Source organism: Frankia sp. CeD (genome assembly GCF_000732115.1).
GTDB classification, from domain to species: Bacteria; Actinomycetota; Actinomycetes; order Frankiales; family Frankiaceae; genus Frankia; species Frankia casuarinae.
In genome coordinates this window covers 135,230-149,532 of the sequence record NZ_JPGU01000003.1, presented here as the reverse complement: position 1 = coordinate 149,532, position 14,303 = coordinate 135,230, and the positions used below count along the sequence as shown (strand labels likewise).

Annotated in this window: 4 protein-coding genes and 2 pseudogenes (1 of these 6 cut by a window edge); 5 read left to right on the top strand and 1 reads right to left on the bottom strand. The window is 70.8% G+C overall.

All coding sequences use genetic code 11. From position 1 onward, the window contains the following. Nucleotides 1–445 precede the first annotated feature (445 nt). The 4 genes and pseudogenes from CED_RS03510 to CED_RS03495 all read left to right on the top strand — a co-directional run bounded on the left by CED_RS03510 (nt 446) and on the right by CED_RS03495 (nt 11,000). Nucleotides 446–2,950 (top strand): annotated as a pseudogene (locus tag CED_RS03510) (ATP-dependent Clp protease ATP-binding subunit). 68 nt (nt 2,951–3,018) lie between these two features. Beyond that, a complete protein-coding gene (locus CED_RS03505) occupies nt 3,019–4,779 on the top strand; it encodes a metallophosphoesterase family protein (protein ID WP_051868649.1) in 1,761 nt (586 codons plus the stop codon). 914 nt (nt 4,780–5,693) lie between these two features. Then, complete coding sequence (locus CED_RS26015) at nt 5,694–9,371, top strand: hypothetical protein (protein WP_152569687.1); 3,678 nt, start codon at nt 5,694–5,696, stop codon at nt 9,369–9,371. A gap of 270 nt (nt 9,372–9,641) precedes the next feature. Then, on the top strand, nt 9,642–11,000 hold the full coding sequence (locus tag CED_RS03495; RefSeq protein ID WP_011438740.1) for a PP2C family serine/threonine-protein phosphatase: 1,359 nt from the start codon (nt 9,642–9,644) through the stop codon (nt 10,998–11,000). Nucleotides 11,001–11,094: 94 nt separating this feature from the next. Here CED_RS03495 and CED_RS03490 read toward each other — a convergent pair whose 3' ends face one another. Continuing rightward, a complete protein-coding gene (locus CED_RS03490) occupies nt 11,095–12,888 on the bottom strand; it encodes a hypothetical protein (RefSeq protein WP_051868647.1) in 1,794 nt (597 codons plus the stop codon). Between the two features lie 32 nt (nt 12,889–12,920). Here CED_RS03490 and mptB point away from each other — a divergent pair. Next, nucleotides 12,921–14,303: pseudogene (mptB, locus tag CED_RS03485) on the top strand (polyprenol phosphomannose-dependent alpha 1,6 mannosyltransferase MptB); it runs 396 nt beyond the window's last position.

Below are 14,303 nucleotides of genomic sequence, written 5' to 3'. Positions count from 1 at the left end.
AATCACAACAAGATGCACCTCCTCATCCACTACCGTCGGTAGCATCGGTGAGGAGGCTCACCGAGGTGGGACGCCCCGCCTGGCGCGTCCCGCCGCACCGTACGTCCGACCGGAGACGTCGCGAAGCGGGTGGCGTCGCGAAGCGGGTGGCGTCGCGAAGCGGGTGGCGTCGCGAAGCGGGTGGCGTCGCGAAGCGGGTGGCGTCGCGAAGCGGGTGGCGTCGTTCTGCTCTTGGCGGAACGACGTGACGGAGTCATGGCTGGTCGGCCACGGTTGCATTAGACGTCTCCGCTGGACGGCCGGCACTTGCGCCGGTCCGCCGCCCACGACGATGTGGGCGGTGCCGGCGGGNAGGNTTNTGTTNGATGCGTGNGGACATGCCTCGGCGGAGCTAGCATGCGGATACCGGCTGTCGTGTGGTCGGTCGCAGCTCGAAGGAGCGCACATGTTCGAGAGATTCACCGACCGGGCACGTCGGGTCGTCGTCCTGGCCCAAGAAGAGGCCAGGATGCTCAACCACAACTACATCGGGACCGAGCACATCCTGCTCGGCCTGATCCACGAGGGCGAGGGCGTCGCCGCCAAGGCTCTCGAGTCCCTCGGCATCTCCCTTGAGGGTGTGCGGTCACAGGTCGAAGAGATCATCGGCCAGGGGCAGCAGGCACCGAGCGGGCACATCCCGTTCACGCCGCGCGCGAAGAAGGTCCTGGAGCTGTCGCTTCGGGAGGCGCTGCAGCTCGGTCACAACTACATCGGCACCGAGCACATCCTGTTGGGCCTGATCCGCGAGGGCGAGGGTGTCGCCGCTCAGGTGCTCGTCAAGCTGGGTGCGGACCTCAACCGGGTGCGGCAGCAGGTCATCCAGCTGCTGTCCGGTTACCAGGGCAAGGGCGAGACCGCCACGTCCGGCGCGCCCGCCGAGGGGACCCCGTCCACCTCCCTGGTGCTCGACCAGTTCGGCCGCAACCTCACCGCGGCGGCGCGCGAGTCCAAGCTCGACCCGGTCATCGGGCGCGAGAAGGAGATCGAGCGCGTCATGCAGGTGCTGTCGCGCCGCACCAAGAACAACCCCGTCCTCATCGGCGAGCCCGGCGTCGGCAAGACCGCCGTGGTCGAGGGGCTGGCGCAGGCGATCATCAAGGGCGAGGTGCCCGAGACCCTGAAGGACAAGCAGCTCTACACCCTCGACCTCGGCGCTCTGGTCGCCGGTTCCCGCTACCGCGGTGACTTCGAGGAGCGGCTGAAGAAGGTCCTCAAGGAGATCCGGACCCGCGGCGACATCATCCTGTTCATCGACGAGCTGCACACGTTGGTCGGCGCGGGCGCGGCCGAGGGTGCCATCGACGCGGCGTCGATCCTCAAGCCCATGCTCGCCCGGGGTGAGTTGCAGACCATCGGCGCGACCACGCTCGACGAGTACCGCAAGCACCTGGAGAAGGACGCCGCTCTTGAGCGGCGGTTCCAGCCGATCCAGGNCGCGGNGNCGNCGGNGGNGCACACGATCGAGATCCTCAAGGGGCTGCGGGACCGGTACGAGGCGCATCACCGCGTCTCGATCACCGATGCCGCCCTGGTGGCGGCGGCCTCCCTGGCCGACCGTTACATCTCCGACCGGTTCCTGCCGGACAAGGCGATCGACCTGATCGACGAGGCGGGTTCGCGGATGCGCATCCGTCGGATGACCGCCCCGCCGGACCTGCGCGAGTTCGACGAGCGCATCGCCGCCGTCCGCCGGGACAAGGAGTCCGCGATCGACGCGCAGGACTTCGAGAAGGCTGCGTCCCTGCGGGACAAGGAGAAGACCCTCCTCTCCGAGAAGGCCAAGCGGGAGAAGGAGTGGAAGGCCGGCGACATGGACGTCGTCGCCGAGGTGGGCGACGAGGAGATCGCCGAGGTGCTCGCGATCTGGACGGGCATCCCGGTCTTCAAGCTCACCGAGGAGGAGACCGCGCGCCTCCTGCGCATGGAGGACGAGCTGCACAAGCGCGTCATCGGCCAGCAGCAGGCCATCAAGGCCGTCTCCCAGGCGATCCGGCGCACCCGCGCCGGGCTGAAGGACCCGAAGCGCCCCGGCGGCTCGTTCATCTTCGCCGGCCCGTCCGGTGTCGGTAAGACCGAGCTGTCCAAGACGCTCGCCGAGTTCCTCTTCGGCGACGAGGACGCGCTCATCCAGCTCGACATGTCCGAGTACATGGAGAAGCACACCGTCTCGCGGCTGGTGGGTTCCCCGCCCGGCTACGTCGGCTACGAGGAGGGCGGCCAGCTCACCGAACGGGTCCGGCGCAAGCCGTTCTCGGTGGTCCTGTTCGACGAGGTCGAGAAGGCCCACCCCGACGTCTTCAACACGCTGCTGCAGATCCTGGAGGATGGTCGCCTGACCGACTCCCAGGGCCGGCTGGTCGACTTCAAGAACACCGTCCTGATCATGACGTCGAACCTGGGCACCCGGGACATCTCCAAGGGCCCCGGCATCGGCTTCGCCACCGGCCAAGGCGCCGTCGACTACGAGCGGATGAAGGCGAAGGTCCAGGACGAGCTCAAGCAGCACTTCCGGCCCGAGTTCCTCAACCGGATCGACGACATCATCGTCTTCCACCAGCTGTCCGAGGCCGAAATCATCCAGATCGTCGATCTCATGCTGGCCCGGGTGGACGCCCAGCTCAAGAACAAGGACATGGCTCTCGAGTTGACGTCGGCCGCCAAGGCGCTTCTGGCGAAGAAGGGGTACGACCCGGTGCTGGGTGCCCGGCCACTGCGCCGGACGATCCAGCGGGAGATCGAGGACGTCCTGTCCGAGAAGATCCTCTACGGCACGCTCAAGCCGGGCGAGATCGTCGTCGGGGATGTCGAAGGCGACGGTGACGAGGCGANGTTCGTCTTCCGCGGCGAGGCGAAGCCGAACCAGGTGCCCGATGCCCCGCCGGTCGATCTGGCCAAGTCCAGCGAGTAGGCGGTCGGGAATTCCGTGCCGCCTCCCGGGAGGCGGCCAGTCCGGTGACCCGGCGAGGGCCGGACGCGATGGCCGGAGTAGCCCCGCGGCTGCTCCGGCCATCGCAGTCTCGGCCGCGTAGCCGGGCTGGTCGCTCCAGAGCTGGAACACGTTCGTTCTCTCACACATCGCTCGGTCGCACCGCTCGATCGGCGACCGGTAACAGAATATGGGAAAATGTCAGCCACCGGGTAACCACCTTGCCGGCCGGGGCATCCGGCGAGATCGGGTCCGGTTGCCGGCGCAGGCACGAGCACAGGCACAACTTCATCGCCCCGAGGACGATTCGGACTGCTGGTTCGGCGAACGGGAGAGCTCCGCTGGTGACTGGTAGTCCCGACGTCGCGCTCGGCGTTCACCTGACCTTCGGCTCCGATCCCGCCACGTCCATGGTCGTCTCGTGGCTGACCCGAACGGCCGTCCCTCGGCCCCAGGTACGGTTCGGTCCGGCGGCTGGCGGATCTACCGGCTCGGTGACCGCGCTCACCCGTTCCTACACGGACGCCCTGACGAACGAGGTGGTCTTCGCCCACCATGCGCACCTGTCCGGGCTCCTGCCGGCTGCCGACTACCGCTATGACGTGGGTCATGACGGGCGCTGGGGCTTGGCCCACGGGTCGTTCCGCACGGCTCCGCGGCATCGGGCCGCCTTCAGCTTCACCTGCTTCGGCGACCAGGGCACCGACGAGCCGCACGATCCGTACGGCTCGGCTGCGTCACGCCACGTGATAACCGGAGTGGAACGCCTCGCGCCACTGTTCAACCTCGCGAACGGTGACCTGTCGTACGCCAACCAGCGCACGGATCCGGTTCGCGCCTGGTTCGACTGGTTCGCGATGATCAGCGCCTCCGCCCGGTTCCGGCCGTGGATGCCCTGCAACGGCAACCATGAGACCGAGCGGGGCAACGGAGCTCTGGGGCTCGCCGCCTACCAGACCTACTTCGCCCTTCCCCAGCACGACGAGGAGGCCTACCTCGCCGGGCTCTGGTACGCGTTCACCGTCGGCGGCGTGCGGTTCGTCATGCTCAGCGCCGCCGACGTCTGCTATCAGGACAGCGGGCGGGTCTACCTCCATGGGTACAGCGCCGGCCGGCAGACCTCCTGGTTGAGACAGACCCTCAAACAGGCCCGCGCCGATCCCGGTATCGACTGGATCGTCGTCGGCATGCACCACGCCGCGGTGTCGACCGCGGTGGAGCACAACGGCGCCGACCTCGGTATCCGGGAAGAATNGCTGCCGTTGTTCGACACCTACGAGGTGGATCTGGTGCTCTGCGGCCACGAGCACCACTACGAGCGCACTCATCCGCTGCGCGGGGTCGTGCCGGACAGCGCGACCCGGACTCCCCGCCCGGTCCCCGGCGCGACGACGCCCGCCCGGAAGACCGCTGACGGAGCGGGCGCCGCGGCCGGTGACGGGGCCGGTGACCTGCTCGACACCTCGGCGGGCACCGTCCACCTGCTCGTGGGCACCGGAGGATCCTCGTCGCCGTCCGCGCACGCACTGTTCGATCCACCCGCCTGCTGGGTCATCGTCGGCGTGCACGAACAGGATCCCGGCCGGTGGCATCGCCAATCGGTCCGGGCGAGAGAGGACGCGCCCTGGCTCGCCTTCCGGGCACCGGAGCATCCATACGCCTTCGCGGCTTTCGAGGTGGATCCAGGTGAACCGGGCGGCTCGACGAGCATCCGGGTGACCGTGTACGACTCCAGTGCACCGACGCCGGTCCCGTTCGACCGGTTCACCCTCGTCCGGCCACGCGCCGACGCGGCCGTGCCCACCACCTGACCGGCCACCCGACCGAGAAGCCGTCGGACGGTGCGAAGCGGGCCGGTTCTGATCGCCCTTCCGGCGGGAGCTCAGGAATCGTGCCACGACCATGACAACCTCGATCTCGACCGAAGACCGTTCACCGCTCGCATCGTGTGACGGTATTCAACGTCAGATCCGCCCCCGGGATAGCGTCACTCGCTGTGAGATCCGTCGGATTATTGGCGCCGNANCCACCGCCGCTGCACCGATCAGCTCGATGGATCCCGCCAATTCCGCGAACAAACCGCGCCCGCGCGGTGGCGGGCACATCCGGGACGACGAACGAGCCGAATAACATCATGTCAACATCATGGATACAACGGCGACCCACCATGCGACGAAAGGACGACCGCGGAAGTTCACCGGCGCACGCGTATACCGGCGGCGCGGCAGCGGGCACTACAGAACTTCGTCGGGGGTACGACCCTGGGCCCGGTTGCCGATCCTTCCTCGGGCGGGAGCGACGGCACACCCCACGGAAGGATCGCAACCGACGGGCCGGCAGCGATCGCAAGGCCGATTTTTCAGGACTCCTCTGGACATCCACCAGGCGCCAGGAATATTTTTCCGCCAGCACGCCACAATTCACCGGGATAGCACGATCAATGCCCGGCTGAGGGACCGCCGTCTGGGGGGCGACCATTGGCTGAGAAGCAGCGAGCGGCCAGGGGGCTCCTGCCCTCAGGCCCACCCGCTATGACCAGGATTTTCGGACGGGACCAGCATTACGCGGCCCGGTATTACGGTCCCCGGAAGAAAGTATCACCGGCGGGTGCGAGCGGNTTTNAAGACGCCCGGGAAGGCGTCGCCGCCGGATCCGTCGTCCTCGGCGCTTGTCGCGGCTGGCACGTTCAGCGACGCCGCCGGGTCCGGCGGNACGGGTGTCTACCGTGATCGATCACCTGGGGACGTCGATGGCGCGGTCCGGCCGGGCGGCGGAGGCAACGCGGCTCGACCAGATGATCTATGCCTGGCCGCGCCGAAGCAGGACGGGTGGCGAGGGTCACCTCCCGGCGGCGAGCTCCCTGGGCTCCACGGTGACCAGGTCCTGGAGCGGGCTTCTCGCCGGCGAGGTCGAGCTCGACGAGAGCCGGGTCCCCCACCCACCGTCGGCGCTCGCCTACCTCATCCGATCTCCGGATCATCCCGAGGCGCCGGATCATCTCACGGCGAGGGATCCGCACCGCATCCCGGAGGCGGCGCTCGTGCACCGGATCCGGATCCCGGAACGCGGCGGCGACAGCCGGGCTCGGCTGCGTGCCCACATCCTGATCGGCCGGGCGGACTATCTGACCGAACGGGTGGGGCTCGCGTTGTACGCGGCGGGTGGGGTCGTGGTGGGGAACTCCCGCACCATCCCGCGGCTGGCTCCCCTGCACCTGCGCGACCTCACCGCACGCCGGCGGACGGGCGAGCGGACCCTGCGCCAGTCGGCGCGCGCGGGGGTGCGGCGCGATCGGCTCGTCACGCTCATCGCGACGGTATTGGCATGGTCGCGGGCCGAGCGTCCCTTCGTGGTGGCCCACACCGGTTCGGATGAGGCGCTCATGCTGATGTGGGCCCTGGTGGAGATCCTCGAAGGCGTTCTGCCCTACCGGCTGACCTTCTCCACGCATGCGACCACCGTCCCTTCAGGCGCCACCCCCTCGGGCGCGCGGCACACCGACGAGCCAGGCCCGCGGTTCCTGTTTGTCCCGTTCGAACCAGAGTGTGCCGGCAACGGGGAGCCTGCCGCGATCCACGTGGATCCGCGGGTCGGGCCGGACGCTCCACCGATCATGACCGCCGCCGCCCGGCTGCTCGTGGACCTCCACGGCCGCGGTGGGATGCGGGGAATCGGCGACCTGCTGGCCCTGGTCGGTGACGATATGTTCGACCCGAGCCGGCCGGAAGCCTGGTGCCGGCGGGNGATGGAGAACGGGGTCGAGAGGACCACCGCGCCGCCGCCCGGCGGCGACCTGGCCACCCTCGCGGATACCGCGGGTGCTCCGCGTACGGGCGTCCCGGGTACCGCGAGTGGTTCGGGTACGTCGGGTCCCCCGGATCCGGCACCCCTCTCGACCACGACCGATGCCGTCGGCCTGGGACACTCGACGGCCCCGGCCGCGCCGGGCGATCCGGCACCGGCAGCGACGACAGGCGCCGGAGCGCTCGCCGTCCGCGAACACCTCCGCGAACGGTACGAACGCCTGCGGGCTTCGAACTGGTCGAGCTCCGCCGAACAGGGCACGGCCGCGGACCCCGTGCGCCGTCTTTTCACCGCCCTCATCGAACCGGTAGGTCTGCCGGCGGACCTGGCGAGCGTGGAGCGGCTGCGCGGTCAGTTGCGCCGGGTCGCGGGGCTGCTGGCCGGCCCCGTCGCCGGCCCGGGCGGCGGGCTCGTGCCAGCGGCCCGGGCAGCGGGCCCCGGGCCCCGGGAACGGTTGCGCGAGGAGATCGTCGGCGTCATTCTGGGCCGGCTGCGGGAGGAGGAGCCGGCCGGCCGGATGATCGACAAAATCTCCAACGCGGTCGCCAACGCGGTCTCCGAGGAGCAGCGCCAGGTCGAAGGAACAATCTCCGCCCTCGCGGACGAACTCGCCGCGTTGCGGGTTCCTTCGCCCGCACAGGTCCACGACGAGCCACCGCGCCGGGACGAGCCACCGCGCCGGGACGAGCCACTGCGCCAGGCAGTCCCGCTGCTCGCGGTCGCCCTGGAGTCGATCTTCTCGGGATACCGGATGACCTCCGCGCGCGACAACGCGATCCGGCTGGCCACGGAGACCGTCGAGGCGCTGCGCGCCGCCCGACCGGACCACCTGTCGGCGTCGCCTACCGGTGCTTCCCGACCCGCCCGACTCCCCGTCACCGTGCGCCGCGTCCCCCGACCTGCCACGCCGCCGCCCGCCACCCCGGAATCGGCCACCGCGCAGCCAACCGATCCGGGCCCAGGGGAACGGCGGCACCTGGAACGGCTGGAACGGGACGCGGGGAACGCCGTCATCCGACACGTCGCGGAGGCGTATCGGCAGGAGTGGTCGTACTGGGACGATCGTCTGCACCCGATCGACCGGCTGCTCGCCGCGTTGGGCGTCCCGCTGGGTATCTCCCTCAGCGACGCGGCGTACGACCCTCTCGTCGATCCGCTCGAGTCACCCACCGAACTCCGCGAGCTCGCCGCGCTACGTGACCTGCTGCACTGCACCCTGCCGCAGCGCGGCGAGCCCGCCCGGTCTCCTCTCGGAACGGTCTCTCAACGCCCACCCGGCCACCGTACCGATGTCCTGGCCCGCGCCGCGAGCGACGTCACTCAGGCCATCACTCGACGGCTGGCCCCGGACGCCTACCAGAGCGACCACGACCGCGCCGCCTACATCGACGCGGTGCACCGCGCGGTGACGACGATGCAGCGCGAAGTCGTGGAGATGTTGACCCGGCTGGTCGCGGGGCTCGCCGCGCTCGCGATCCCGGCGGCCGCGGTAGACCCCGCCGTCTGGGCCNGGCGCCGCATCGATCTGATCCATCAGACGCTGCGGGCCCTCTTCGACCTGTTCGGCCTGCCCGAGGGTTTCGAATTCGCCAGAGCCCTGGCAGACGAGGTGGTGACAGGCGCCGCACCGACGGGTGGCGGGTCGCGGTGGCCCCCGGAGTCGGCCGCGGCGAAAGTCGTGCGTCTGCTGCGCGAAACCCATGCCCGGGGAGCTGATGCGTTCCGGCTGCTCGTTCTCTACGCCCCGGGATGGCATACCGCCGAGGACATCCGCGATGACATCGCCTACGCGGGGGTCTCCCCGGTCGGGCCACCCGGCCGGCCCACGTCGCGGGCACATGAGGCGGAGGTACTCGGAGCCGGTGCGCGCCCGTATTTCGAGCGGTTGGTCGCGGTCGAGGCCGCGTCGGGACGAGGCGACGGGCCGCTGATGCAGACCGTGCGGCGCATCGCCGGCCTCTACCTGCCCGGCGCGTCCCACGAACCCGGTCCGCCAGGAGCACCAGGAGCACTCGAGAACGATCTACGTGTCCTGGGTGCGGAGCTCACCGCCCGCATTCCGCCGACCTGGCCGGATGGTCCCGATCCGGCGATCGCCTTCCTCCGAGCCTGCCAGCTTGGCCAGCCGAACGCGGCCCGCATCTTCGGGCTGTTGGTCCGACACGTTCCGAACTGGGACGACGCCTGGGATCTGCACGAGGTTATCCGCCGGGACGGTGCCCCGGGCCAGGAAACCGCCCATCCGGAGGAGGGGCCGTTGACGGGTCCGGAGTTGGCCAGAGCGGCGGAGAGGTACTTCCGCCGAACAGTGCGGGGATCGGAGGCAGATCACCCCTTCCCCGCCGACCTGGAACGCGTCGTGCGCCGGCTGGTGGCGCTCTACCTCCCCGACGACCCGCGGCTGCGGGCCGCGAGCGAGCTGCCCGGCTTCGTCGAGAGCCAGGTGATCGCCGCGATCGGCCGACCCGCACCGCTCAGGCGCCGCCGCCTGCTCCCGTGGCGCGCCACGACCGCCATGACCACCAGAGTCGCCGTGACCGCCGTGACCGCCGTGACGTTGTGCCTGACCCTGATGATCTTCATCACCGTGACGCGTTGATGCGGCGGCGAACAATCACCGTCTCGCGCCCCCCGATACGGGCCGTCACCGTTCATCGGAGGCATCCTTCGTGGCGCCCGCCTCTCGGCGGGGCCGCCCGGGCGTCGGCCCTACTCGGCCGCGCCCAAGTCTGGAACAATGCTCAGCACTTGTGTCAGTGTCGCGACACATACCCGGTCTCTTCTGAGTTGATGCCTTTAGGTATGAAGGAAGACGGCTGGCGACACGTCCTACAGCGTGATCGTAATTGCTACGGCGAGGACGGAGGCCATGGGTAGCCCGCTGGTACCGATCATGCTCATTGTGATGCTGCTGGTGGGTGGGCTGGTCTTCGTCATCCTCAACAACCGGCCCGTCCGGCCCGGGGAGAACCAGCGACGCTCTCGTGGCCTCGACCATCAGCGCCACCGATACGGTACGGTGCCGATCCGTGACAGCTCTGACGCCACCCCGCCCGACGGGATCGTGCCCGGCTTCGCCGAGCCGGCGCCGGTCTCCTCGGCAACCGGTGCGACGGGCAACACGGCGGACAGGTCAGCGGACAGCGCGAGCGGCGTCCCGGACGCAGGCGCGGCATGGGGAGGGGATGTGACCTCGCAGGTTTCCGTCGGCGGCGGTGAAGGCGACCGCGATCCCGACTCCACCGGCTGGACGCCACCGCCCGCCGGTCAGCCGCACCTCGGGCCCGGTGCCTTCGGTGACGAACGGGCGGATGCCACCCGCTACTACGACCCGGCGACCGGCGACTATCCCCTCCCGCCACCCGGGGAACACGCGCCGGCTCCGCGCGGCGCCGAGTCAACCCGAACGGTTGAGGACACGCCGTGGGAGAGCTCCCCCACGGCGACGACCATCCCCGTGGCTCCGCCCGCTCCCCCGAGGGGGCAGACGGGCGATCTCATGGCGATCGAGCCGGAGCAGACGACGGCCGCCGCGCTGCGACTCGCCGCCGCGGGGCGCACCCGCCGGGGCAAACGCGGCGGTCCCAACGAGGACGCGTTCGTCGTCGTCGACGGGCTGCTGGCGGTGTCGGACGGGGTCGGTGGCGAGGCTGCCGGCCAGATCGCGTCCACGCTGACGGTCACCACGGTGGCGGGTTTCCGCCCGCAGTACGCCGAGGATCCGCTCGAGGGCCTGCGCAAGGCCGTGGAACGGGCGAACTGGGTGGTCCGGACCCGGGCTCGAGAGGAGCCGGCCTGGCTCGGCATGGCCTGCACGCTGGACGTCGTCATCCTCGGGCGTCAGCAGAGCACCGGCGAGTACCTCACCGTCGCACACGTGGGCGACAGCTCGGTGTGGTTGCAGCCCGGCAAGGGACGGCCGCGGGCACTGACCACGCCGCACGCGATCCGTAACGGTCCGTTGCTCAACGCCGTCGGGCTCGCTGACGAGATCGAGGCGGACATCTTCAGCGAGCCGGTCCGCGCCGGTGACCGGGTCGTTCTCGCCAGCGACGGCATCACCAAGGTGATGAGCCCGGAACAGCTCGACGGCCTGCTGAGCGCGCTGGGGCCCGAGCCGCCCGAGCGGGCCGCGGACGCGCTCGTCGAAGCGGCCCTGCTGGCCGGTGCCCGGGACGACACCACCATCGTCGTCGCGGATCTGGTGTCCGAACCCGCCGCCCGGTGAGTTCGTCCGGACACCCGGACACCCGGTCGTCCGGCCCGGTGTCCGGACGTCCTAGATAGACGGGCTGAGACCCGCCGACAGCCGCCCCGAGAAGTCAGGAGACGCGCTGACCGACCGGGCAGTCCAGGGCGCTGGCGCGGGTCAGGCCGTCGACGGACAGCCGGGCGGACAGGCGCACCGGTCCGGACGACTCGGTGAGAATGCCCGTCCAGCCCCCGGCCGCCCGGAAGACGCACGCCGTGCCCCCCGACAGCTGCCAGTAGGGGGTGTAGTGCACGAGCACCGTGGCGACCCCGGGCGCGTGGAAGTCGACCGCGACCGAACTCACCCCCAGTTCGGTGAGCGAGGCCGGTCCCTGCACCAGGCCCGGGGAGTCGGTNACGAGCCACACCTTCCAGTGCGCGTTCTGCCAGGCGAGATCGAGATAAGGCAGACCGGCTCGCAGCAGCCTGGCCTCGGCGACCGCGGAGGGATCCAGCTCGACGTCGGGGAGGGCGACGTAGCGGATGCCGCGGGCGAGCAGCCACTCGTGGTAGGTCTCGGCGTTCAGTGTCCCGTCGTAGAACAGCGCGTTGTACTTGCTGTCGAGCTGGCGCAGCCAGCCGCGGGCCATGGGTACGGACGGGGCGACGAAGCGCGCCTCCCAGTGAGCCCGGGTGAAGGGGATCTCCACCCGCCCGGCCGACACCGGTGCGCCGCGGTCGAGGTAGTCGAGGAGCTCGGTGTAATAGGCCTTCGACCCGGACGGATCGCCGTGGACAAGCAGCGCCCCGTGCACCGGCCCGATCTGCCAGCCGATCAGCGGGATCGCCACGACCGCGAGGACGCGGCGGCGTTCGGCGAGCAACAACGCCGCGGTAGGGCCGGCGAGCAGCGTCGCCGGTCGGGTGATGTTTCCGCCGATCTGGGTGGGCACGAAAAAGAAGACCACTGCCGCGGCCGCCCAGAGCAACAGACCGTGCCGGATGGGCCGGATGAGCCGGGCGTGCCCGGGCACGACGAGCAGGCCGACCGCGATGAGGGTCAGCAGCGACAGGAAGGTGAGCGCGGGAAAGGGCTGGTACCCGTCCTCGGGAAACGCGAGCGCGACGATGATGCCGGATCCGGCGCCGGCGAACGGGAGCGCCCGGCGCCATCCGATCGTCGGCAGCAACGCGAGGCCGACGAGCAGCACGAAGCCGCCGGCCAACGGAGACGCCAGCGACGACAGGACCGCGCCGATCCAGGTCAGCTTCGTGTGCCGTTCCCGCGCGCCGACCAGCGCCAGAGCACCGAAGGTCATCCCGAGCGCGAACGGCATGCGGCCCACGACGAGGTTCGCCACCGTCGAGACCGCGAACCAGACGAGGACCAGATCATGCCCGGTCCGCCGGCCAGGACCGCGGAGCAACCGGGTCACGATCATCGTCGAGGCGACGCAGGAGATCGCGCCGAGCGGCTGTNCCCCGACAAGCGCACCGAGNGGGGGGAACAGCACACTGTAGCNGGGGATGGTGTGACCGCCGTACCACTGATCATCCCAGAGCACCACTCCGCCGTGCCGGAACAGCCAGACCCGGTACTCCTGGGCGGGGGTGTCCGGACCGGTGATGCCAAGACCGACGCACAGCAGGCAGAGCGCGGCGGTCAGAATCCAGGNCCNGCGGCNAACCGCCACGACGACAGCGAGAACACCCCGCACGAGCGGTCCGCGGTGCCGCGGCGGCTCGAGGGCGATGGAAGGGGTCTGGGGCAGTGTGGCCACGCGAGGCTCCGACCCGGGGTGCCCGGGCCCACCCGTCGCCGGGGCGGTCGACGCCGTCCGCCCCCCCGAGATGGCGTCAGGCGGGGAACCCGGGGTCGCGAGCGTTGTCACCCGCGACCCCCCCACACACCGACGACAGTCCATCCGCCGTCTCCGACCGGTCATCACCCGACAGCTTGCCCCGCGGGCGGCGTCAGGCCGCGCCCGTCCCGTCCGGACCGGGCAGCGGCAGGCCCCGACCGGCCGGCATCCTGGCCCCGACCAGGGTGACCCTGCTGGTCCTCGCCGGTGGCGGCGCCGCGGTCGTGGCCATGATGAGCGAGGGTCGGCTCGGTTCGCGCGATCCGCACACGACCGACCCTTCCTCCTGGTGGGGCATTCTCCCATCGGCGGCCTCGTCGGATACCGCAAGGGGCGTCCTGGCCGGCCTGGCGGCCCTGGGCATCATCACTCTGTGTCTGTGCTGGGGCGGACTTGTGCGCGCGACGATCGCCGGCCGCACCTCCCCGCGGGCCGCCCTCGCGGCGTGGATCGTCTGGAGCCTCCCGTTCGCGGTGGGCCCACCACTGTTCAGCCGGGACATCTACGCCTACGCCGCTCAGGGTGAGCTGGCGAGGCTCGGCCTGGATCCGGCGACACACGGCGTCTCCGCCCTGCTGACCGCCGAGGGCTCGGGCTCGGCGTTCGTCCGGGCCGTTGACCCCCGGTGGTGGAACACCCATGCGCCCTATGGCGGTGCCGCGGTCGCCGTGGAGAAGAGCGCCGCGGCCCTCGGCGGCGGGCCGGCCGGGACGGTCGCGCTGCTCAAGATAGTCGCGATCCTCGCAACGATCGCGATGGTCGTCCTGACGCTACGGCTCGCCGGACCGGAGCCGGGCCGACGGGCCCTGGTCATGGTGCTCGTCGCGGCCAATCCGGTCGTCGTCGTGCACCTGATCGGCGGAGCCCACCTCGACGCAACGGCCGCGGCGCTGCTCGTGGCGGCGCTGGTGGTGGACCGCCGACGGCTCGCCTCGGCACCGGCGCCCGGCCCGGAGGGAAGGAGCACGCCGACGGCTCGGCAGGCCGCGCTCGGCGCCGCGGCGACGGCGCTGGTCAGCGTGGCCGGAAGCGTCAAGGCGACCGCCCTCCTCGGCGTCGCCTGGCTGGTGCTGGCGCATCTGCGGGCCGCCCGGTCGGCGCGGCGTCCGATCCGCGCCGGCGCCGTGCTGCTCGCGGCCGATGCCGCCGCGGTCGCGCTCGCCGCGGGGCTGAGCATGGTGGCTGGCGGCTTCGGCCCGACCTGGATCCACGCGTTGTCCACGTCGGGCACCCTGACCACGGGGGCCGCACCGGCCTCGATTCTCGCCGCGGCGGTCGACGGGGTCGACGGCATGCTTGGTCCGGTCGGCCGCCATCCGTCCGGCGCCGAAACGCAGCGGGCGACTCGGGCCCTGTGCCTGGCCGGCGCGGCGCTGGTGGTGGCCTGGCTCGCCCTGCGCGCCTGGCGGGACCGGGACGGGTACACCGGCCGTCGGCACGACCTGATCGTGCTCGGCTACGGCGGGCTGGCGGNGNNG

Excerpts from the sequence above, each read along its gene's own strand:
- CED_RS03495 (WP_011438740.1), top strand. The coding sequence starts at position 9,642 with ATGGGTAGCCCGCTGGTACCGATCATGCTCATTGTGATGCTGCTGGTG.